Below are 22,424 nucleotides of genomic sequence, written 5' to 3' on the forward strand. Positions count from 1 at the left end.
CAATTAAATTGATAAGTTAAATTTATAAACAACATTTATAAATTTCTTACTATGAAAAAATTAATGATTACAGCTTCCGCTACTATTCTACTGTTCTCAACATCTTGTACAAAACAGGAAAAAACGGTTGTAACAGATAATAACAATGATACAGTCGCTGTCGTAACTTCAGAAACGAGAACACTAACTGAAACCGAAGCGAAAGCAAAAGTAGACAAGGCAAAAGCAGATTTGGACACAGCGATAAAAAAGGGTGACAAACAAGCTGAGACTGCTGCCAGAAAAGCTTTAGAAGATGCTAACACTGCTTGGAATAATGCAAAAATTGCTATTGGAAATGCGGCTCAAGATGTGAAAGAAAGTGTTGACAACGCAGTTGACAAAACAAAAGTGGCAGCGCAAGATGCAAAACAAGATATGAAAGAAGCTGCGAACAATGCCAAAGATGCTACAAAAAAGGCAACCGAAGACGCAAAAGATGCTTACAATAATACTTTGGAAAAAGCAAAAGCGAAATAAATTAAAACATAAAAACGGTCAGAGATTTCTGACCGTTTTTTTTATGCGATGACTTTAACTAAAGATTTTATTTGAATTAATTTCGCCATCAATTCCTCCCTGGAATCTGCCAGAACATTGATATGCCCCATTTTTCGTCCTGGTTTTGTTTCGGTTTTTCCGTAAAGATGGACGTAGGTTTTTGGTAATTTCAATACTTCTTCCAAACCTTGGTATTTCACTTTTCCAGAATAATTTTCTTCACCAACAAGATTCAACATTCCTGAAAATCCGAAAGCCTCCGTATCGGCCAAAGGAGAATTGGTTACGACTCTGTAAAACTGCTCAAACTGTGAATTTGAATTTCCTTCTTGTGACTGATGACCAGAATTATGAAGTCTTGGTGCCGTTTCATTCACCCAAATTTTTCCGTTTTTATCCAGGAACAATTCTATAGCAAAAAGTCCTGCAGAATCTGCACTTTTGATGAATTGGTTGGCAATCACATCAATCTGTTTCTGAGTTTCATTAGAAATATCAGCCGGACAAATATTGAAATCGAGAAGATTCAGCTTTGGGTCGGCAACCATTTCTGTCACGGGAAAAGTTTTGATTTCTCCATTCTCGTTTTTAGCAACAATTACTGACAATTCTTTGTCGATATCAACCAGATTTTCCAAAACAGATTCCTGCGTCCAAAGATTTCTCCAATCATCGTTTGAACGAAGCAATTGAACGCCTTTTCCGTCATAACCTCCTGTATTCAGTTTTTGAACAAATGGAATTTGGATTTTTATTTCATCTTCACTTCCATCCATAATTTCGAATTCTGGGGAAGGAATTCTGTTTTCCTCATAAAATTGTTTCTGAAGGATCTTTTGCTGAATAATTTTGATGATTTTAGAATTCGGAACCACTTTTATGCCTTGATTTTCCAGTTCTTCCAGTGCATCTGCATTCACGTGTTCGATCTCAATCGTCACAACATCTTTGTCTCTTCCAAATTCCAAAACCGTATTATAATCATTGAAATCTCCTCTTGTAAAATGAGAAATATTGGCACAAGAACATTCTGGATTTGGATCTAGCACATAGAATTCGTCATCATATTTTAATGCTTCCTGAATGAACATTCGCCCCAATTGTCCACCTCCTAAAATTCCGATTTTCATTTTTTTTACTTTCTTTTTATTTTTAGACTTACTTTACTTTTTACAATTATCTTTTCTTCTGGTATCGATAATGTATTGGATTTTCCATTCGTTATTCGATTTTACCAATTGAAAGGAATTGACACCACAATGCGAAAACTGACCTTTATAATAAAACTCATAAGACGTCCAAGCCGAAGCCAGATTTCCATCAATCAAGATATTTGAAAATGTGATTCTTTCATCCAGACTTTGCTTTTCAGCATTGGAGATACTTACTGCAAAATCATTAATATTTTCATTTTTGACTTCTCCAGTTTTGGTTATCGTCTGTAAAACAGCATTTTTAGAAAATGATTTTTTAATTAAGACAGAATCAGAAGTTTTCATTCCATTAAATAATTGATTGATTGTCGATTTAATTAATTCTTCTTCAGGTTTTTGAGCTAATAAAAACGAAGAAACAAAAACAAGAATCAGAGAAGTTATTTTCATAATTATTTGATTTTAAGGTAACCGATTTTCATCACATTTTCCTGATTTTCAACACCTGATTTTTCAAGAATAATTGAATATTTTTCTTTGGTTTCTTCTGATAACAAGTCATTGATATTATAAATATCATCAATATCAACACCGTGCTTATCATCGATATGGCTTACAGCATTTACGAAACCCATTGTTCTGTAAAATTCGGTTTGTTTCACCCTTTTAACGACATCGCTGAGAGATTTCCCAATCATTAGGTGCTGCTGGTGAAATTCCTCAAAATATCCTGGTTTATAACCGCCCAGATTGATGAAAAATAATTGATCGACTGACTTTTCAGGAATTTTATCAATGATTTTCACTTCAAAACCATCGGCAAAACGGACTTCCTGATAGCAATCGATATGGATTTTTGTATCTGCCCAAAAACTCTTCATCTCTGGAATAAGGTCCTCAAAATTTTCTGCAATTCCAAAAAAAACGTCGTGCTGTTCAATATTTCTGCCTTTTGGTGTTGCGCCTAAAATAACATAGAATAATTTCATTCTGAGAAAATGTTTCACAAAAATACTTAAAATAATACGTAAATCAAATCTTCAAAATAAGCTCTGTCAAAGAGAGATAAAACGTCAATTCCTACAATGTTAATAGGCTATATATGAATTAATTATTTAAAAAAATGTCACTATTTGCAGGGAAAAATATTTTTCAAAGTTTTATATTTGCCCAATGTCAGAAATCATAATTCTATTTATTGGAGCTATCGCAGCCGGATTGATGGGTTCTCTCACAGGTTTGGGCGGTGGCGTTATCATTATTCCTTTACTGACGTTAGGTTTCGGGGTTCCAATGCATTATGCGATTGGAGCATCTCTCATTTCGGTTATCGGAACATCTTCCGGAGCAGCAGTTGCGTTTGTGAAAGAAGGTTTTACGAATATGCGAATCGGGATGTTCCTGGAAATTGCGACAACCGCTGGAGCAGTTTCCGGTGCTTTGATCTCAGGATTTCTGAACCCGAATACAATCGGGATTATTTTTGCGAGTATTCTAATTCTGACCGTTTTATTAAATCTAAAAGGAAAACCAGACCATCAGGAAGAACTGATCAAAGGAAGTTTGGCCGATAAGCTTAAGCTTTACGGGACTTTTCCAGATAAAGACGGCATCAAACATTATGCTTCAAGAAATACGATCCCAGGATTTTTGATGATGGTTTTTGCAGGCGCAATGTCCGGTCTTTTAGGAATCGGTTCCGGTGCTTTGAAGGTTTTGGCGATGGACAATATGATGAAATTACCTTTCAAAGTTTCTACAACAACCAGTAATTTTATGATTGGTGTAACGGCTGTTGCTGGCGCTTTGATTTATTTTCAAAGAGGGCAGATTATTCCTGTTATTGCTGCGCCGGTTTTGATTGGTGTAGTTGTAGGAAGTTTTATTGGTTCAAAAACTTTGATGATTTCCAAAACGAAGAAGCTGAAAGTATTTTTCGCAATCGTAATCACTATTCTTTCAATTTATATGATGTACAACGGTATCAATAAAAATTTCCATTAATGAGAACAAGACCATTTACAGATGTTGACCTAAACCGTTCTGTTGGAAATCTACTAAGATTGGGGGTGATCCTCTCTGTAGCGACTTCTCTGATTGGTTTTATCAAGCTTTTTTCGGAAGGTTTTGTGATGCCTAAAAAGTACAAAATGCTGGATATGGGAAATTCTTCTGAGAAAGTCTGGGGGAGTTTTTGGGATTCGCTTTGTAAAGGCGAAGGAATGGCAATCATCCAATTGGGAATCTTGCTTTTAATTCTCACGCCATTAGTAAGGATTATTTTTGCATTAATTGGTTATCTGAAAGAGAAGGATTATACTTATGTTATAATATCAATGATTGTTTTAGCGATTATGACCGTGAGTTTTCTGACTGGTTACGCACATTGATTATAAATGATAATTGATAAATGATTTTAAAAGTCTATCATCTATCCGTCTATTATCTCAGAGATCTAATTTTCATAAAACTCCAAAGGCAAATCGTCCGGATCCGAAGTGAAAAAGAATTTCTTATCGGTAAATTCATCGATTCTGATTTCTTCGCAATCCAAACCTTTTTGTATTAATTCATTCCTCTTTTCCCCAACATTCTCAACCGAAAAAGCGAGATGACGAAGTCCACAACTTTCTGGTCTTGAAGGACGTTTTGGCGGATTGGGGAAAGAAAATAATTCAATAACGTAATGGTCTCCGATTGCTAAATCCAGCTTGTAAGACTGTCTTTCCTCACGATAAACTTCACGAATGATATTAAGTCCTAAAACTTCTGTATAGAATTTTTTGGAAATCTCATAATTTGAACAAATAATGGCGATATGGTGGATTTGCATAGTTTAAAATGTACTAAGTACAAAGTATTTTTATTTCGATTCCTCTCTCAATTTTTCCAAGTAATCATTTTCCAATTCTTTCAGATACTTAAAATAATTTTCTTTATCCATAAACACTTTTGGATTATAAGCATCTCCTGATTTACGTTTCTCATGCAAATCGAACTGACTTGCGTGCGAAGCAACCCATAAATCGAAATCTATTTTTTTCATCGCATCCAAAGTATAAGCATAATCTTTTTGCATATCAGGATAAGCGTGAACATCAGAGAATTTGTGGTCGATGATGATGGATGGCATATTCGCAATCAAAACCTTATAAGTTCTGTCTTTATCTTTGGTTTCGAATATAAAACTGCAGGAACCTTTTGTGTGACCGGGGTGATGAAGCAAAGTCAAAGTCGTATTTCCTAATTTGATTTTATCATTATTTTTCAAAAGAAAATCAGGCGTTAATGGTTTGAATGTCACACCATATTTTCCCAATTCGTAGTCAGATTTCCCGCCGGATTTCAGTTCTGCTAATTCAGCTTCGTCAACATAAAGTTTTGCGCCGGTTTCTTTTTTGATATCAGCCATTGCGCCCATATGGTCAAAATGCGCTTGAGTCAAAGCCAGGATTTTGATGTCTTTATATTTGAATCCTAACTTCTCAATATTTGCTTTGATTTGCGGATAAGAATCGGCTAAACCTGTATTAATAAGGATATTCCCTTTGTTCGTAACAATAAGATAAGACGCCAGATCATAAGTCCCGACATAATACAAATTCCCCACAATTCTGAAAGGCTCATAAGGTTGAGACCATTTTTCAGGATTATTTTTTGGTTCTGTAACGGTTTGTGCATTTCCGAAAAAGGAAATGATTAGTAGAAATAGTATTGTGAATTTTTTCATAATTAATAATATTGATTATCCACAATTTTGTCATTCCGGAGGAATCTCAACAGTCTAGATTTTTCCGGGATGACAAACTATATGGTTATTTAAAACTGTTGCTGAAATAAATGATTCAAAAAATCCAAATTAGGATTCTGAATTCTTATTAATTCCAATTTTTTATTTCTAGACAAATCCTTTATTTCCTTTTCACGTTCAATTGCCTGCTGAATCCAGCCAAACTTTTCATAATAAACTAAAAATTCAATATTATATTTCGCTGTAAAACTATTTGGATTTGTCTTAGTTTTATGTTGATGTAATCTTATATGAAGATTATTTGTTACACCTGTATAAAGAACCGTTCTGTTTTTATTGGTCAAAATATAAACGTAAAAAGTATAAACACCTTCCGGAAATTCAATCATTTGTGTTGTGTTTTTATTAAGTTTATCGTTATTCCGTAGGAATCTAAAGCAGGGCTATTCTGTGTCGAGATTCCTCCGGAATGACAAATTTTGTGGTTTTAAAACCTCATCACATCTCTCACTACTCCACCTTTCTGGGTCAATGGAATCAGTTCTGTCTTGATAAAATCTGTGATTCTGTCGTTGTCGATATCATTCGGGAAAAGTAAATGGACATTCGCGCCGGCATCCAGTGTGAAGAATAATGATAAACCGGTAATTCTCCTGAAATCCCAAATTTTATTGATGACCTCCAGAGTTCCTGTTTTCATCAGGATAAAAGCCGGATTGCTCATCATCATCATTGCGTGTAGTGTCAAAGCTTCGTGCTCAACCAATTTGATGAAACCTTCCATATCGCCGGATGAAAGAATCGTTTTCAGTTTGGTAAAATTCTCGTGAGCTTCCTGGAAACGTCTTTCAGCATAAGGATTGGTGTTCATTAAGCCGTGACCAACGGTTGAAGAAACCGATTTCTGACCTTCGTGAATCAATAAAACCCAATCATTGAAGTTTTTGAAAATCGGATGAATCTCATCATTATTATAAGGAACAGCAAACAAATCTGAACTACCTTCCACTTCTTCAGTTTTTCCCCAAACTACCAAACCTTCATAAAGACTTCTGCAAGCGCTTCCGCTTCCTAATCTTGCCAAGAAACTGGCTTTTTTGTTGCTAATTGCTGGTTGTCCTTCGACTCCGCTCAGGATGACATCATTGTCGGTTGTCAGGCTGAGGCTCTCGAAGCCTTCTTTATTTGAAAAAATGCCGTCAAGATTCATCAGACATTTGGCGATCGCTCCGAAACCAGAAGCTGAACTTGCAATTCCAGAACTATGCGGAAATGTATTTTCAGTTTTGATGATGTATTTTCCTTTCAGAATCCAAGGCAGATATTGCTCGATGTTTCTGAAATATTTTTCAATTTTCTCTGCGAATTTTTGTTCTTCATTTCCTGCTAAAAAAGTCTGTACAGAAAATTCTTCTCCAGCAAAAAACTCCATTGTCGTATTGGTTCTGCAATGATTCAGAGTATAGCTGATACTTGGATTGGCAGGAATTTGATTTTCGTATTTTCCCCAATATTTGATGAGTGCAATATTGGAAGGACAGCTTGCGGAAACGTGTTGATTGGATATCTGGAATTGGGAATTTCCCAAAAATTCTTGAGTCATAATGGTTGGCTTTTGGCTTTGGCAAATTTAAAATAAAATAGTTGTTTATGGGAATTTTGAACGCAAAGTCCGCAAAGATTTTTTGAAATTATTGAAAACATTTTTTAAGGTTCACAAAGGCGCTTCGCTTATCAAAGAATTAATATCATATTTTGAATTTCGTATTCTGTAACATTTTTGTCTTTTTTAAACTAATTTTGTGAGGTTTTAAAAATCGGTTGATAAGAAAGACAAAACCTCAACATAGCCCCGATTATAGTGGAAATCCTTTTTGTTTTTCTTCGGAAAACAAAAAGATTGCAGCGGAAAGCGGGTTGAAAAAGTGAACCAAGGGACAAATCTAGTTGCTCCTAAAAATAAAAAATATCTGTATGCTGAGAGCAGAAAATATCAAAAAAACATACAACGCCGGGAAGAAAATTGCGCTTCAGGACTTTTCTATTGAAGTTCCTACCTCGAGTATTTACGGACTTCTTGGACCAAATGGTGCCGGAAAAACGTCGTTTATCCGAATCATTAATCAAATTACTCAAGCTGATGAAGGAGATGTCTGGATAGACGGCGAAAAACTGAATCCGGAACATATCAAAAACATCGGTTATATGCCGGAAGAACGCGGTCTTTACAAGAATATGACGGTGGGTGACCAACTTTTGTATTTTGGAGAGCTTAAAGGAATGTCCCGACAGGAAGCGCTTTCGCAAGCGAAATTCTGGTTCGAACAACTGAATATCGACCAATGGTGGAAGAAAAAACTGAGCGAACTTTCCAAAGGAATGGCACAGAAAATCCAGTTTGTAGTGACGGTTCTGCATCGTCCGAAACTGTTGATCCTGGATGAGCCTTTTTCTGGTTTTGACCCTGTAAATGCAAACCTTATCAAAGACCAAATCATCCGTCTGAAAAATGAGGGAACGACCATTATCCTGTCAACGCACCGAATGGAAAGCGTAGAGGAAATGTGTGATTTTGTTGCGCTGATCAACAATTCTAAGAAAGTTCTGGACGGGAAAGTTTTTGATGTAAGGGAGAAATTTAAACAGAATGTTTTTTCTGTAGTTTTGTCTGATGTGAATTCTGAAAATCTGGAAGAACTGACGCGGAAATACCAAATCGAAACGATAGGAACGGCAAATGGTTTGTTCAATTTTGAGTTGAAAAATACCGAGAATCAAAACATTCTTCTTCAAGACCTTCTGAAAACCGGAACGATACGAACCTTCAACGAGAAAATCCCAAGTATGAACGAGGTTTTCATTAATGCAGTGAAGTCATAATTGGTAATTGATTTTGTTTGAACGCAAAGCTCGCAAAGTTTTTTTGACAACTAAATGGTTTTAAGGTTAGCAAAGGCTCTTCGCTCAGCAAAAGTTCATTTTTTTTAATCTTTAAATTTTATAATGAAAAATATATTCCTCATAACGAAAAGAGAATTTCTGACACAGGTTAAGAAAAAATCTTTTATTATTCTGACACTTCTTGCTCCGCTGATGATTATCGGATTCGGTGCTTTGATTGGTTTTATGTTCAAGGCCAATGAAGCGGAATATAAATTCGAGGTGGTTGACAAAAGCGGAATATTCGCAGGCCAGTTGAAATCTACGAAAGATATTACCTACACTTTTGTTCCTACCAAAACGGAAAATGCCTTGGTTAAAAACCTGAAAGATTTGAAAGGTTCGGACGGAATTCTCATTATTCCAGAACTGAAAGACAAGAATTTTGATGCTTTGGAAAATGGAACAAAATTATTAACTAATAAAAAAATTGGTGTTGACACGAAAGTTGCCATTTCTACCGACCTTAGCAACATTCTGAAAAAGGAAAAAATCAAAATGCTTGGCATCTCGGAAGACAGAATCGTGAATCTTGATAAAAGCTTCAAAATCATCTCTCAAAATGTAACGGAAAGCGACCGACCAGAAAGTGATATGGCTTTCGGAATCAAGACAGCACTGAGTTTCGGATTGATGTATGTCGTTTTTATGTTCATCATTATCTATGGTGTCAGAGTAATGCGAAGCGTTTTGGAAGAGAAAAACAACCGGGTGGTGGAAATCATCATCTCATCTATAAAGCCTTTTGAGCTGATGATGGGAAAAATCTTAGGCGTGACTTTGGTGGCTTTGACTCAGTTTATTATTTGGATTGCGATGTCTGTGACTGCAGCTTTTTTCCTTAATACAGGATTTGCTGCAATGCAGAAAAATATTCCTGCTGAACAAAGTGAAATGATGAAAAATATGGATTTTCAGCAAATTGCTACAGAAGTTTCCCATATTCTTTTGGATATGAATTACGTGGGTATTATCTCGGTTTTTGTATTTTTCTTTTTGTTTGGATACATCTTTTACAGCTCTATGTACGCGGCGATTGGAAGTGCTGTTGATAATGAAACCGAAACGCAGCAATTCACGATGTTTGCGATTGTTCCGCTGATGTTAGGACTTTACGGAAGTTTTACGATTATGAATAATCCGGATGGACCAATGGCGTTTTGGTTGTCCATCATTCCTTTTACTTCGCCGGTTGCGATGATTGCGAGGATTCCGTTTGGTGTGCCGCTTTGGGAGATTTTGTTATCGATTTTTCTATTGATTGCGTCTACTCTACTGATGGTTTATATTGCGGCAAAAATCTATAGAGTCGGGATTTTAATGTATGGGAACAAAGCAACTTTGAAAGAAATTTGGAAGTGGATTAGGAGTTGATTTTCTTCATTAATAAATTTTCATTTTATTTGTGGAAAATTATTATCGTGAAAAAACTTATTTTATTTGTGTTAGCTTCATTAGTAATTATTTCTTGTAGGAAAGATGACGAGGAAAAATCAGAATCAATAATTGTCGGAACTTGGAAAACCATTGATTATAGAACTATCTCAGGAAAAGATGGGTCAATTATTTCTGCCAATACAATTCCTGACACTGATTGCATCAGAAAATCAAATTATAAATATAAGAATAATGGAAAGTTCATTGGAGAGTATTTCCGTGATTCGCAAACTGGGAATGTGGAAACACTAGTTTTTCTGAAGAAATGGATTATAGCTATAATGAACAAGCCAAAACGATAACTTACAAAATAGACGGTTTAACTCAAGAAACTATAAAGGTTCATTCTCTTGACAAAACAGAAATGCAAATTCTTGTCGATGAAAATATGGACCACAATTCTGACGGAATTCCAGATAAAATACTGAGAATATATACTAAATAATAAAACTAAAGACGCCTAAGAAAATTCTGAGGCGTTTTTTCATTTAATTTTCCGTCTTTTATAATTCAAAATCAAGTTTTATTTAATCACAATTTTCTGAGAATGACTTTGTTTTTGATTTTGGATTGTAAGAATATAGTTCCCTTTAGAGAAGCATCGAACGTCAATAGTTGTTTTGTTGATATTATTTACATTTTGAGAATAAACAACTTTCCCTGTCATATCGACAAGAATGACAAAGAACTCTCTGGAAAGTGGGCTACTAAGAGAAATTGTAATTTTATCCGAAGCAGGATTTGGATAGATCCTTATGGAGTTTTTCAGTTCATCTTCCTTGGCATCTAAGGTCAAATCAGCTTGTACATTCTTCCATATCTTTGCTTTTGAATCTTCCATCCCAACCGCGTAACCCACTTTGACATTACTGAAATAGATGGATGAAATATAAGCATTATGATTTTGTTGATACTCTTGGTATCCATTTTCAGGACTGTAGGTCATTCTTACCAGACCTCGCGGGCCACATCCGCACATCGTTTGTTCTTCAAAAATACCCCAAACAGTATTTTCATTGATGGAAAAAATACTTTTTATATTATGTATAGAGCCATAGCCTAATCTTACAAAATTGTTGCCTCCATCTGCTGTTTTGTAAAAACCATTAGTATAATAAAAACCAATATCTTTATTTATAAAATTAAATGGAGAATAATAAGGTTCAATAATTTCCACCCAGTTCTTACCACCATCTTGTGTTTTTAAAATTTTATTTAAGTAAGTATAAGGAGTATAAGAACTTGTCGCATAGCCTATTTCTTCATTAAAGAACTGTATATCATAGAATTTTGCCTGTGCATCATTTCCATTAACCTTTTCCCAGGAATTACCCCCATCATTACTTTTAAGTAAAACAGTTTTAGAGTTGGAATCTATGCAGGATAGGAAAATTAGATTTTCGTTCACACAGGACAGAGAATATATCGAACTAATATTATCTAAAGTAATTGACGACCACGTTTCGCCTCCATCGTTTGTTTTCAGTAATTTTCCACTAGCTTCGATTATGTAGCCAATATTAGATGTAGGAAACTGAATTTTTCCCAAATCTTGCGTTGTACCAGAATTTTTCTGTTGCCAAGTTGTACCACCATCTGTTGTTTTGAGTATAGTTCCGTTATTGCCTACAACAATCACATTATCTGGTGTAATAGCATAAACATCTATGAAATTTGAAGCTGTTATATTACCAACATTTTGTTCAATCCATTGTGCTGAGCAATTAAAATTGAAAAACCAGAATGCAAAAAGTGTTAAAATAGTTTTCATTAGATTTAGTTTTCATAAATATAATGAAAAATACAATTCAAATTGAAAAAATTCTAATTGTATTTATGAAAAATCAAAAAAAGAGAATCATACCGATTCTCTTTCAATTTATTTCTTTCTCTTAGCTTTAGATTTTGCCTTTTGTTGCGCTCTGTTGGCTCCAAATTTCTTAGGCGCTTTTCGCTTGCTAGGACCTCCAAGATTGACTTTCTTGTTCTTGTCTTTTTTCTCGTGGAAAGCCGATTCTCCTTCGTTGAGTTTTGCGGTTGTCAGGAATTTCATTTTAACATCGTCCTGTTCAGAAGCGATTTTCACTTTAGAAATGGTTACTTTTTCTGGGAATTCAGATTTTGAAATTTCTTTATCCATCAATAATTCGATGTCAAGAAGTTGTGCTTCTTCTTTTTTGGTAAAGAAAGTCACAGCAATTCCATCTTTGTCCGCACGTCCGGTTCTACCGATTCTGTGGATGTATTGTTCGGGAACTTCAGGAACTTCGAAGTTGAAAACGTGTGAAATATCCGGAATATCGAGACCTCTCGCCATAATGTCCGTAGTAATTACGCCACGCAATTCTTCATTCGTGAATTCCTGCATTACTCTCAAACGGAAATTCTGAGATTTGTTGGAGTGAATAACACCAAACTCGTCTGGAAACTCAACATTTAGTTTTTCGAAGATTAGATCTGCGTGTTTTTTATTATTCGCAAAAATCAAAATCTTCTCAAGATTATCCTCAGTTTTCAGAAGATGAATTAACAAATTGAGTTTTGTATTGAAATTATCTACTGGAATTGCAGTCTGTGCAATTTTTTCCAAAGGTGTTCCCGACCTTGCCAAAGAAATCTCTACTGGAGACGCAAAATATTCATTCAATATCTCGTCTAGAGCTTCGGTCATCGTTGCAGAAAAAAGGATATTCTGTCTTTTCTCCTTCATCATTTCGAAGATATGCGTCAATTGCGGACGGAAACCGAGATTCAGCATTTCGTCGAATTCGTCGATGATCAGTTTATTAACTTCTCTTAGAGAAATCGCATTATCAATTGACAAATCCATTACTCTTCCCGGAGTCCCCACCAAAATATCGCATCCCTCATTGAACAACAATTTCTGTGTATTGATGTTTTTTCCACCATAAACTCCGATAACTCTTGCAGTGATGTTTTCCGTCAGTTTCTCAAGAACTTCTGTTACCTGAACCACCAATTCTCTTGTAGGGACGAGAACCAAAACCGTTGGATTTCCCGTTTTGTTATACTTCCAAGTTTTGAGAACAGGAAGCAGATAAGCCAAAGTTTTTCCTGTTCCGGTTTGTGCAATTCCCATCACATCACGTCCTGAAAGGATTGGTTTCAAGCTTTTTTCCTGAATTGGGGTCGGTTCAAATAAATCTAAATCGGCCAGAACATCAAGAATTTTTTCCGGTAAATCGAAATCTGCAAAAGTGGTTTTCATCCGGCAAAGATATGGATTTTGAAATCAAGGGAAGATTATGAATTAATAGTTAATCACTTCTGATATTTTTCACCACATAGACACATAGAATAAAATCAAAAAGTTAAAAATAGAAATCTATTTATCCTTAAATCAAAACTCTGTGCCTATGTGGTTATGAATATTAAGATTTCTGCTCTTCCTTCAAAATAATCCTAAAAGTTGTTCCTTTTCCCACTTCTGATTGGGCAATTCTCACATCGCCTTTGTGATATTCTGACACTACTCTTTTCGTCAAAGACAATCCTAATCCCCAACCCCGTTTTTTGGTGGAAAATCCAGGTTTGAAGGCATTTCGGATTTGCTGTTTTGTCATTCCGCAGCCTGTATCGGTCACGTCGATATAGATATTTTTATTTTTTTTATAGAGTGAAAGTTCCAGTTTGCCTTCGCCTTTCATTGCATCAACCGCATTTTTTACAAGATTTTCAATAACCCAGCTCATCAGAATCTGACTGTGTGGAACTAAAACAGGTTCGTAGGTTTTCCTTAAAGTAAATTCAACTTTGGTAGAAATTCTGGATTTCAAATAATCATAATTCTGCTGAACAGTTTCACTGATATCAAAATCATTGAGCGTAGGAATCGAACCAATTTTTGAGAAACGTTCAGAAATAGTCTTCAGTCGGTTGACATCCATTTCCAACTCCCTTACCCCCAAACCATTCTCGTCTTCGAGCTTCATGATCTCGACCCAGCCAATCATGGATGAAAGTGGCGTTCCGATCTGATGTGCTGTTTCTTTTGCTAAACCTGCCCAAACGAAACCTTCGTCAGTTTTCTTTAACAATCGTAAAAACCAAAATGAAAAAACGAGATATAATGAAATAAACAATGCTAATAAAAGAGGATAATATCGCAGATAATTCATCAAATCAGAATTATCATAATATAAATACTGGTTATTGAAATCCGGCAACTGAATCTCGAAAGGCGGATATTTGCTTTCCATCTCAGACATTTTGGTCCGCAGTTTGGTTTTATCGACCAAAATATCTTCGGAAATTCCCCGGCTTTCTAAAACTTCTCTTTTTTTATTGGTTAGAATGATTGGCAAATCCTCGTTCTCACTAATCACATAAAGCGCCAGCTCATTGAATCTTGGATCCACATCGCTATCCTGAAGATAACGCATTGCTGTAGCCAAGGATTTGATCCTCTCGGTTTCTTTACTTCTAAGATGCTGAATGAGGAAATTGGATGAAATAATAATTCCTGCTACGATGGAAGTCAATATAAAATATACGACCCAGCTATTGATACGTTTCAGAAAATTAAGACCTTTCATTATTGCTTATAAAACGGCAATTTAGGAATTTATTGTAAAACTAGATGATAGATAATAGACTTTTAGACGATAGACTACAAAATCAAAGATTAATGTTGATATTTGTATTTGATTAAATTTTAGAAAATGATAACAATTCAGAATAATCAACTAAAAGCAACTTTCAACGAACTCGGAGCAGAATTGACTTCTCTCATCAATCTCGAAACCGGAAAAGAAATAATGTGGAGTGGAAACCCCGATTTTTGGGGCGGACAAAGTCCCGTTCTCTTTCCGACAGTTGGTGCTTTGAAAAATGAACAATATATTTTTGAAGGCAAAACTTACGAATTACCACGCCACGGTTTTGCAAGAAGAAGAACTTTTGATATGAAAAACTCTTCTGAAAACGAAGTTATTTGTGAATTGAAATCTGATGAAGAATCTTTGAAAATCTATCCTTTCGAATTCAGTTTGAAAATCAAATATACTTTGGTTGAAAATAAACTGAATGTTTCTTATCAAGTGAAAAATCTGTCAGAAAAAGAAATGTATTTTTCTTTAGGCGCACATCCGGGATTTGCAATCGACACAGAAAATGGTTTAAAGTACAACGATTACGAAATTGCTTTTTCTGATGATGAAAAACTGGGAATCCATCCTTTAGTTGATAACCTCATCAGCAATGAAAATCAGACAATAGAACTTGACAATAAAACTTTGCCTTTGTCTTACGAACTATTTTCAAAAGACGCTTTGGTAATGACCACAATGAAAAGCCGAGAATTGATTTTGAGAAATAATAAGAATAATCATAAAGTGATTTTTTCATTTTCGAATTTTCCTTATTTCGGGATTTGGGCTGCGAAAAATGCAGATTTTGTTTGTCTGGAACCTTGGCAAGGCATTGCAGATTTGGAAAATCACAATCAGGAATTGACGGAGAAATTTGGAATTTTGAAGCTGGAGAGGAATGAAGAATGGAAAGCCAAGTGGGCGGTTGATATTGAGTAATTAAAATAAAAAAATGTCAGAGATTTTCTGACACTTTTTTAATAAATTTTCTAAAGTGTTTCCTTCAACCAGTCAAAGAATTCTCTTTGCCAAACCAAACCGTTTTGCGGATGCAGCACCCAGTGATTTTCGTTCGGGAAATAAAGAAATTTGGTTTTAAGGCCTTTTAGTTTTGCAGCTTGGAAAGCTTCCTGACCTTGCTCATAAGGAACTCGGAAATCTATTCCACCTTGGATAACCATAATCGGTTTGTTCCATTTGTCTACAAAATTACTCGGATTAAATTCTGAATAAGCTTTCGGAGTTGGTTTCTGCCAATAGTTTCCACCTAAATCCCAGTTAGCAAACCAAAGTTCCTCTGTTGTTCCATACCAAGATTTCATATCAAACAATCCATCATGCGCAATAAAAGTCTTGAATCTATTTTCGTGAACACCAGCCAGCATAAACACAGAATAACCGCCGTAACTCGCTCCGACAGCCGCTACTCTGTTTCCATCTACATAAGGTAACGTTTTTGCAAAATCGGTTGCTGACAAGTAATCTTTAATCGGTTGTCCGCCCCAATCGCCGCTGATTTCTTCATTCCATTTCACCCCCCAGCCAGGCATTCCTCTTCTGTTTGGTGCTACAACAATATAACCATTGGCTGCCATCAAAGCGAAATTCCATCTTGTGGAGAAAAATTGAGTCAATCCAGATTGTGGTCCGCCTTGACAATAAACTAAAGTTGGATATTTTTTATTCGGGTCAAAATTCGGTGGATAATGGAACCAAACGCCCATTTCTTTTCCGTCCGTAGTTTTTACCATTTTCAGTTCAGATTTTCCCTGAACTAATTTTGAGTAATTATCTTTATTAATATCAGTAATTTGTTTCAAAGAACCTTTAGAATCAACCTCAAACAAATCTGCACTATGATTGATATCGGTTTTTGTTACCCAGAGTTTGCCTTTATTTTCCAAAACAATATCATTGATATCAAAATCACCTTTAGTGATTTGTTTTACTGTTTTGTTTTTAACATCAACCGAGAACAATTGTTTAGTTCCTCTGAAAGCCGAAGTGAAATAAATCAATTTGGAATCCGAAGCCCATTTTACATCGCCTGTTACACTTTCGTCCCAAGCTTTGGTCAAATTAGTTTTTGCTTTGGACTTCCAATCCATAATCACAATGTCATTTTTGTCTGCTTCGTAACCATCTCTTTCCATAGAGTTCCAAAGCAGAAATTTCCCATCATTACTGAATTTTGGATTCACATCGTAGCCCATCATTCCTTCCGTCAGATTAGTCGTTTTTCCGGAAGCAAGATTGTAAGCAAAAATATCTGTGTTGGTACTTTGAGCATATTCCGCACCTGATTTTGCCTTCGTCACATAAAGTAATTCCGAAGAATCCGGACTCCAAACAAAGTCTTCTGCGCCGCCAAATGGTTTCTGAGGCGAATCAAAAGCTTTACCTTCCAACAAATCTTTCGCTTTGTCTGCAGATTCAGAAATATTGACCACAAAAACGTGATTGTAAGAACCTTCGTTCCAGGCGTCCCAATGACGGTGGTTAAGGTCTGTGTAGATTTGTGCCGTTGTTTTTGGTAAGTCTTTGTATTTATCTTTTCCTAAAAGGTTTTCAATATGAACAGCTTTACTAAATGCTACTTTTTTTCCATCCGGAGAAATCACAATATTATCAACTTCGCCAACATTATAGAATTCTGACCAAGTTTTACCAGAATCTTTGGACAAGAAAATCTTATTATTTTCAAGAGCATAGATTCCATTATTATCCCATTGAATCAAGCTTTTCTTTCCTATATCAATTTTGGTGGATTTTCCGGAAACATCTAGCGAGAAAGTTTCGGAGTTAGATTTTTCTGTTTTAAGGTCAGTTTTGCTGATTTTATAGATCAGAGAAGAATTATCCGGAGAAACCGACTGAACACCAAGGCGATTAAGTGTCCACATTATTTCCGGGGTCATTACCTGTTGTGCATTCATCATAAAAGGCGCTGCAACTGCTACAGCAAGAATCTTTTTAAGTTTCATTATATAAGTAATTGATTTTGAAAAAACTCGGACGAAGTTATTAAAATATTATGTAAGTTTGAGGATAATCAATTAAAACTAATCCCTATGAAAAAACTTCTACTCTTTTCTTTTCTGATTGTATTTCAATCATTTTTTTGTCAAATAGAGTTTGGACCATATAATTACACAAACTATAGTCCTCAGCCTTATGATGCCACAATCACAGGAAGTGGAACAATTTATTACACAACAGATGGGACAGATCCATCTACCAGTTCTCCATCTGGAATTAATCAAGTAAATGTTCCGATCAACCAGAATATTATCCTAAAAGCGAGATTAGGAAATGGTCAAATATTTTCTAGGAAATACTTTGTAGGAGAAATACCAACAAAGGTAATGTATTTCAAACCACCTGCCAGTTGGAATCGTACTTGTTCATATATGAATTATGTACAACCTGAAACTATGGTAGATTTTTTTGGACCAGGAAATTTAATGACTGCCGTTTGTGAAGGTTGGTACAAATCTGCTTTTGCTTTTTATGAAGCTTATGTTAGCTTTAACAATTGTAATATTGTTTCATCACCAATCTACCAAAGTGTTAATGTATTAACAGAAGACACCATCTTTTATGATTATTCCATAGGTCCAATTTCTAATCCACCAACTTGTCTGTTAGCAGTCACTGACCCTTCAAAAAAATAGCTGTTGTAAAGATCTTTCCAAATCCAGTCCAAGATTTTGTGAATATAGAATCTGATAAGAACTTTATCTCTTACGAAATAATCGATGAGAATGGAAAATCGATTCTTAGTAAGGATTTCAAAGGAAGTAAAATTGATATTAGCAATTTGAAGACGGGTGTTTATTTTATCAAATTAAAATCATTAAGCAACGAAACTAACGTTGTGAAATTTATTAAGAAATAAGTTTTCTGTTATTGATTTAAAATCCATATATTTGCGCTTCAAAATTTATTATTAAGACAATACTATGAGCACAATATTTACGCTGTTTATGATTCTAATTATCATTGCTAGCATTTTATTAGTTATCATCATTATGGCGCAAAATCCAAAAGGAGGTGGTCTTTCCGGAACTTTCGGTGGTGCATCTGCTGCTAATTTCGGGGTTCAAAGAACCAACGACTTTATGGAGAAAGCAACCTGGACCTTGGGAACAACGATCGTTGTTTTGATCTTCCTAAGTATCATTCTTACAGGAAAGCCATCTCAAGTAGCCCCATCAATCCCTACTCCTGTGAAATCTGAAGCGCCTGTTAAAAATGTGCCGGTAAAACAAACGCCAGAGAAATAAATAAAATTTTTATTTTAAAATATCAATAAAGGCTTCCAGATCTTGGAAGCCTTTATTATTTACGAGCTAATATTTTTTAAGAAAATTTGTTCTCATCGAAACATTTTTTCATCAGCAGTCGGAAACATTCTTCCATCTCGTCTGAAGCTCTGCAGATAGCATTTTCCAACATATTCCTGACCTGTTTTTCGGTGACTCCGGCTTCTGTCCAGCTTTTTCCGGAAGTATGAGAATTGAGGATAAATGGCATTATCCTATCAATAGCGCAGGCAAAAATGGCGTCCGGGGTTTTCTCTTCTTCGAACTCTATCCAGAGATCATAGAATTCTGAAGAAAGCGGTTCATCTAAAATGCCGAATATATTTTTCGCGGCCAGTTTTTCTCTTTCGAATTTCCCTTTCATCCCTTCTTCATCAAATAGAAAAGTATCGCCGGCATCGATCTCTACCAGATCATGAATGGACAACATTCTCATCACCCTTAATAAATTGATGTCTGCATTGTTTTTGGCGTAAGGAAAGAGGATCTGAGCCAATATGATGATCTGCCAGCTATGTTCTGCTGTATTTTCTCTTCGGGAATCGTCTGCGTTGTAATTTCTTCTCTGTACATTTTTCAACGCATCGACTGCCAGGATGAAATCTATTTCTTTCTGTATCTTCATTTTTAATCTTTGTAATAATCTTTGATCTTATATTTTTTTGATCTACTTGACCATTTATTATTGATGAGATTTCTTGTAGTAACGGTCACATACTCTCCTCCCATTGCATCTTCTTCAAGCTCATAGACTTTCTGCAATCCTTTCTTGGGAATTACCGCATACTCTGTCGTGATATGCCAGCAACAACGGATTTTGCAAAAGTGATGATACGCTTGCGCTTTTGGTCTGTCTGGAACATCCCGAGATTTTCGTAGGCCAAAGCGGTTAATTCTTCACTGGGAACAAATTGTTTCCTGGTGGAATTGTAAACGTAAATATCATAAGAAGGTCCGCCATAGCCGCTTTGATTTCCGTTTCTTACAGCAATATCTTCTGTGTCATCAAAATTAAAATCGTCAAAGATCAGCGGGCTCTGCTCATTGTACAACTGGATAACATTGACGCTTGGCTTTTGATCTTCGTTCAGATAAAAATAGAGGTCTTCCGATGTTAAGGTCTGGAACACTTTTCTTGTTTTTTTATCTATCAGCTCTATGGAGCCTTCTCCGCTGCAGGTGTCACCCTCACAGGTCTGAACGGTGACCTTTGCATCGAATTGTTTTGAGCCGTTCCTGATCTCGAACTGATGTTGGGCCAAATACAATTGACCGACCATTAAGAATATGAATCCGATATTTTTTTTCATATGTAGATTTTATTATTTCAAAGGCCATATGCAATCGCTGTAATCTTCATTGATGTTTGCGTTTGCAAATCATGGCGATTTCATTGCATAGCTTTTATAATTCTGTTCCCGATACTACTTCGTAAGGTTCTTTTCCTACTTCGAAAATTCTGGTTGTTTCTGTACCCTCAACGGTAATTTTATCATCAATTCTCCTGATCCAGTTTCCTTCCCTTAGCCCGATAACTTTGATATCGTTTTGAGTAAGGAATTCTCTGATTCTGGTTTCTCTGGTTTCTCCGTTATGTTTGATTTCCGGATTGGGATCGAGATAGTGGGGATTGATGTTGAACGGAACGAGCCCCATGCAATCGAAACTTGGCGGATAGACAATCGGCATATCATTGGTGGTTTTAATGTTAATACCGCCAATGTTGCTTCCTGCGCTGCACCCGAGATAAGGTTTTCCTGATTCTATGTTTTGTTTCAGGATGTTCATCAATCCTAATTCGTGGAGTGTTTTAACGAGGAGAAATGTGTTGCCTCCGCCCGTGAAGAATGCTTGGGCAGAATGAATGGCGGCTGCTTTGTCCTGAAAATCGTGAAGACCTCTCACATTGATATTGATCTTTGAGAAAAAGTCTTTGGCTTTGGTGGTATAATCTTCGTGGGAGATGCCACCGGGTCTGGCAAAGGGGATGAAAAGGATCTCATCAATCCCGTTATAAAGCTTTTCCAGTTCGGGTTTGAGATATTCGAGATATTGTCCGCCATAGAGCGTGGATGTGGATGCGAGGATGATGTTCATATCGATAGTTGTCGGTTGTCTGCAAATTTCGGAATTTTTGCAATGGTATTTCTGTTTTCCATTGTAAAAATAATTTCTGCGGATATTATAATTCTTTTTGAGTATATGATATTTCTTTCTGCAGATATTATATTTCTCTCCGCTGATATCATATTTCTTTCTATAGAAGTTATATTTCTCTATGCGGATATTATATTTCTTTTCGCAAGAAGTATGATTCTAATGTTGACTGTCCATATTCTTTTCTCAAAAAAAACCTGCAGAGGACCTGCAGGTTCAAAAAAATTTGATTTGATATGAAGAAAAAAGAAATTTTTTCTGTTTGGGGATTAGTTCCCAGCGTCAGCAGGCGTGAAGCTTGTAAGACCCGTCCAGCCTTTTGCCCAATCTGGCAATGAAGTTCCACTTCCTGCACCTGTAGCCGAAGTATTTGTAGTAAATACTCCTGATAAATCTGGATTAGTAACTGTATCTGAAGTTGAAGTTGACCATTTCCAGTTTGTTCCAATATTTACAAAACTAATATTCGTCATGTAAGAACCTGATTTAAACCAATCGTGTGTTCTCATTGTTTGGAAATCAATCCCTGTAGAAAAATTAGCAAGTACTACGTTATCAAATTTACCGTTTGTTCCAGCTCTCAATTTCAATGCTTGAGATTCTGATCCTTTTGTATTACCAATTAGAGTGAAGTTTTTGATTGTAGGATTAGAAGCACCATTACCAAAAGTTGTATTAGGATCTGTATCTTGTGTATCAGCTTCTATACCTCTATTTCCCGGTTCAGTAGCATTAAGATATTCTTTCTTTCTTGAAGCATAAACATATTCTGCAGTTCCTTGCCATCCTTCTGTCCAGTCAAAACTATCATCTCCAACACCTAAAAGCACCAAGTGATCAGCGTTCACGTTACCTCCAAAGAATTCTACTGCATCATCTGCACCATCAGTCACATATACATAAGATACCTTCGTTCCACTACCTACACCAAATAAAGAAAGTCCGTTGAATTCTTTTTCTGGGTTGTATTTGTAACCACTATGTTTAATTACTACATAAGAGATAGACCCTGAGTTATCCGTTTTATCTGTCCCTCCATAAATTTTATCTCCTAACTCTGAAGTGGATGTTCCAGAAGCACTTCTATTACTTGGCGCTTTTCCTAATACAACAATACCTCCCCAAGATCCTGGGATCGGATTAGCTCCTTCAAAAACAACTGGTGCAGATGCTGTACCGTTGATAAACAATTTTGATCCTCTCTCTGCCATTAGATAATTTGCACCCTCGCTTACAACGATTTTGGTTCCTGCAGGGATTGTAAGTGTAGCACCGTCCAAAACAGAAAGTTTACCTGTTAATTTATAAGTCTTAGAAGCATCCAAAGTTAAATTAACACCAGCTGGTATCTCACCTTTCCAATCATTTGGATTGGCATATGCTTCCGGGTTGGTTACTACAGTTTCATCATCATCACTGCTACAAGACACATATACTGTAGATACTGATGCCATAAGCGTTAAGCAGAAAGCTGCTTTTAAAAAGTTCTTTTTCATAAGTCAATTTTATT

At 35.8% G+C, this 22,424-nt stretch carries 26 protein-coding genes; 10 read left to right on the top strand and 16 right to left on the bottom strand.

Going from position 1 to position 22,424, the window contains the following annotated elements; genetic code table 11:
* The first annotated feature begins 51 nt into the window (after positions 1-51).
* A complete protein-coding gene (locus RTX21_RS12485) occupies positions 52-519 on the top strand; it encodes a hypothetical protein (protein WP_312768141.1) in 468 nt (155 codons plus the stop codon).
* Positions 520-560: 41 nt separating this feature from the next.
* Here RTX21_RS12485 and RTX21_RS12490 read toward each other — a convergent pair whose 3' ends face one another.
* From RTX21_RS12490 to RTX21_RS12500, 3 genes are read right to left on the bottom strand one after another with little or no spacing between them, the layout of a single operon-like run.
* A complete protein-coding gene (locus RTX21_RS12490; protein WP_312768144.1) occupies positions 561-1,670 on the bottom strand; it encodes a 5-(carboxyamino)imidazole ribonucleotide synthase in 1,110 nt (369 codons plus the stop codon).
* 33 nt (positions 1,671-1,703) lie between these two features.
* Complete coding sequence (locus tag RTX21_RS12495; protein ID WP_312768147.1) at positions 1,704-2,144, bottom strand: nuclear transport factor 2 family protein; 441 nt, start codon at positions 2,142-2,144, stop codon at positions 1,704-1,706.
* A gap of 2 nt (positions 2,145-2,146) precedes the next feature.
* Complete coding sequence (locus RTX21_RS12500) at positions 2,147-2,683, bottom strand: DUF1543 domain-containing protein (protein WP_312768150.1); 537 nt, start codon at positions 2,681-2,683, stop codon at positions 2,147-2,149.
* Positions 2,684-2,867: 184 nt separating this feature from the next.
* Between RTX21_RS12500 and RTX21_RS12505 the strand changes: the two genes are divergently transcribed.
* Positions 2,868-3,698 carry a sulfite exporter TauE/SafE family protein gene (locus RTX21_RS12505; protein WP_312768151.1) on the top strand — a complete coding sequence of 277 codons (831 nt, stop codon included), beginning with the start codon at positions 2,868-2,870 and terminating at the stop codon, positions 3,696-3,698.
* Complete coding sequence (locus RTX21_RS12510; RefSeq protein WP_312768152.1) at positions 3,698-4,084, top strand: DUF1634 domain-containing protein; 387 nt, start codon at positions 3,698-3,700, stop codon at positions 4,082-4,084. Before RTX21_RS12505 ends, RTX21_RS12510 begins: the two co-directional genes overlap by 1 nt.
* A gap of 65 nt (positions 4,085-4,149) precedes the next feature.
* Here RTX21_RS12510 and RTX21_RS12515 read toward each other — a convergent pair whose 3' ends face one another.
* The 4 genes from RTX21_RS12515 to RTX21_RS12530 form a co-directional block, all read right to left on the bottom strand.
* Positions 4,150-4,527: a VOC family protein gene (locus tag RTX21_RS12515; RefSeq protein ID WP_312768153.1), complete on the bottom strand. Its 378-nt coding sequence runs from the start codon at positions 4,525-4,527 to the stop codon at positions 4,150-4,152.
* A 30-nt stretch (positions 4,528-4,557) separates the two neighbouring features.
* Positions 4,558-5,424 carry a subclass B3 metallo-beta-lactamase gene (gene bla / locus RTX21_RS12520; protein ID WP_312768154.1) on the bottom strand — a complete coding sequence of 289 codons (867 nt, stop codon included), beginning with the start codon at positions 5,422-5,424 and terminating at the stop codon, positions 4,558-4,560.
* 89 nt (positions 5,425-5,513) lie between these two features.
* A complete protein-coding gene (locus tag RTX21_RS12525; protein WP_312768156.1) occupies positions 5,514-5,834 on the bottom strand; it encodes a GIY-YIG nuclease family protein in 321 nt (106 codons plus the stop codon).
* A gap of 98 nt (positions 5,835-5,932) precedes the next feature.
* Positions 5,933-7,048: a diphosphomevalonate decarboxylase gene (locus RTX21_RS12530; RefSeq protein WP_312768158.1), complete on the bottom strand. Its 1,116-nt coding sequence runs from the start codon at positions 7,046-7,048 to the stop codon at positions 5,933-5,935.
* Positions 7,049-7,419: 371 nt separating this feature from the next.
* Here RTX21_RS12530 and RTX21_RS12535 point away from each other — a divergent pair, with 371 nt between their 5' ends.
* The 3 genes from RTX21_RS12535 to RTX21_RS12545 all read left to right on the top strand — a co-directional run bounded on the left by RTX21_RS12535 (position 7,420) and on the right by RTX21_RS12545 (position 10,124).
* A complete protein-coding gene (locus RTX21_RS12535; protein ID WP_312768161.1) occupies positions 7,420-8,325 on the top strand; it encodes an ATP-binding cassette domain-containing protein in 906 nt (301 codons plus the stop codon).
* A gap of 123 nt (positions 8,326-8,448) precedes the next feature.
* Positions 8,449-9,759 carry an ABC transporter permease gene (locus RTX21_RS12540; protein ID WP_312768164.1) on the top strand — a complete coding sequence of 437 codons (1,311 nt, stop codon included), beginning with the start codon at positions 8,449-8,451 and terminating at the stop codon, positions 9,757-9,759.
* 47 nt (positions 9,760-9,806) lie between these two features.
* A complete protein-coding gene (locus RTX21_RS12545) occupies positions 9,807-10,124 on the top strand; it encodes a hypothetical protein (protein ID WP_312768166.1) in 318 nt (105 codons plus the stop codon).
* Between the two features lie 221 nt (positions 10,125-10,345).
* Here the strand turns inward: RTX21_RS12545 and RTX21_RS12550 are convergent, their stop codons facing one another.
* The 3 genes from RTX21_RS12550 to RTX21_RS12560 form a co-directional block, all read right to left on the bottom strand.
* Positions 10,346-11,593 (bottom strand): YCF48-related protein, encoded by a 1,248-nt coding sequence (locus tag RTX21_RS12550; protein WP_312768168.1) that lies wholly within the window; start codon positions 11,591-11,593, stop codon positions 10,346-10,348.
* A 108-nt stretch (positions 11,594-11,701) separates the two neighbouring features.
* On the bottom strand, positions 11,702-13,051 hold the full coding sequence (locus RTX21_RS12555; RefSeq protein ID WP_312768171.1) for a DEAD/DEAH box helicase: 1,350 nt from the start codon (positions 13,049-13,051) through the stop codon (positions 11,702-11,704).
* Between the two features lie 163 nt (positions 13,052-13,214).
* Positions 13,215-14,378 carry a HAMP domain-containing sensor histidine kinase gene (locus tag RTX21_RS12560; protein WP_312768172.1) on the bottom strand — a complete coding sequence of 388 codons (1,164 nt, stop codon included), beginning with the start codon at positions 14,376-14,378 and terminating at the stop codon, positions 13,215-13,217.
* Between the two features lie 126 nt (positions 14,379-14,504).
* On the opposite strand from RTX21_RS12560, the gene RTX21_RS12565 reads away from it, so the two are divergent.
* A complete protein-coding gene (locus RTX21_RS12565) occupies positions 14,505-15,371 on the top strand; it encodes an aldose 1-epimerase family protein (RefSeq protein ID WP_312768174.1) in 867 nt (288 codons plus the stop codon).
* A 50-nt stretch (positions 15,372-15,421) separates the two neighbouring features.
* On the opposite strand, the gene RTX21_RS12570 is transcribed toward RTX21_RS12565, so the two are convergent.
* Positions 15,422-17,416, bottom strand: a complete 1,995-nt coding sequence (locus RTX21_RS12570; protein ID WP_312768176.1) for a S9 family peptidase — start codon at positions 17,414-17,416, stop codon at positions 15,422-15,424.
* An 87-nt stretch (positions 17,417-17,503) separates the two neighbouring features.
* Between RTX21_RS12570 and RTX21_RS12575 the strand changes: the two genes are divergently transcribed.
* The 3 genes from RTX21_RS12575 (at position 17,504) to secG (ending at position 18,718) form a co-directional block, all read left to right on the top strand.
* On the top strand, positions 17,504-18,106 hold the full coding sequence (locus tag RTX21_RS12575; RefSeq protein WP_312768179.1) for an FN3 associated domain-containing protein: 603 nt from the start codon (positions 17,504-17,506) through the stop codon (positions 18,104-18,106).
* 11 nt (positions 18,107-18,117) lie between these two features.
* A complete protein-coding gene (locus RTX21_RS12580; protein WP_312768482.1) occupies positions 18,118-18,330 on the top strand; it encodes a T9SS type A sorting domain-containing protein in 213 nt (70 codons plus the stop codon).
* Between the two features lie 64 nt (positions 18,331-18,394).
* The gene (gene secG, locus RTX21_RS12585) at positions 18,395-18,718 is read left to right on the top strand and encodes a preprotein translocase subunit SecG (protein WP_312768181.1); all 324 of its coding nucleotides are present in this window, start codon (positions 18,395-18,397) and stop codon (positions 18,716-18,718) included.
* 76 nt (positions 18,719-18,794) lie between these two features.
* Here secG and RTX21_RS12590 read toward each other — a convergent pair whose 3' ends face one another.
* The 5 genes from RTX21_RS12590 to RTX21_RS12610 form a co-directional block, all read right to left on the bottom strand.
* Complete coding sequence (locus RTX21_RS12590) at positions 18,795-19,382, bottom strand: HD domain-containing protein (protein ID WP_312768183.1); 588 nt, start codon at positions 19,380-19,382, stop codon at positions 18,795-18,797.
* A gap of 2 nt (positions 19,383-19,384) precedes the next feature.
* Positions 19,385-19,519, bottom strand: coding sequence for a hypothetical protein (locus RTX21_RS12595; RefSeq protein ID WP_312768184.1), 135 nt, complete (start codon positions 19,517-19,519; stop codon positions 19,385-19,387).
* Positions 19,520-19,533: 14 nt separating this feature from the next.
* A complete protein-coding gene (locus RTX21_RS12600) occupies positions 19,534-20,067 on the bottom strand; it encodes an XAC2610-related protein (protein ID WP_312768187.1) in 534 nt (177 codons plus the stop codon).
* Between the two features lie 94 nt (positions 20,068-20,161).
* Positions 20,162-20,854: a dipeptidase PepE gene (gene pepE, locus RTX21_RS12605; protein ID WP_312768190.1), complete on the bottom strand. Its 693-nt coding sequence runs from the start codon at positions 20,852-20,854 to the stop codon at positions 20,162-20,164.
* A gap of 329 nt (positions 20,855-21,183) precedes the next feature.
* Positions 21,184-22,410, bottom strand: coding sequence for a hypothetical protein (locus RTX21_RS12610; RefSeq protein ID WP_312768191.1), 1,227 nt, complete (start codon positions 22,408-22,410; stop codon positions 21,184-21,186).
* Between the last annotated feature and the right edge of the window lie 14 nt (positions 22,411-22,424).

This window comes from Epilithonimonas sp. (genome assembly GCF_032054305.1).
In the GTDB taxonomy this organism is placed as follows: domain Bacteria; phylum Bacteroidota; class Bacteroidia; order Flavobacteriales; family Weeksellaceae; genus Epilithonimonas.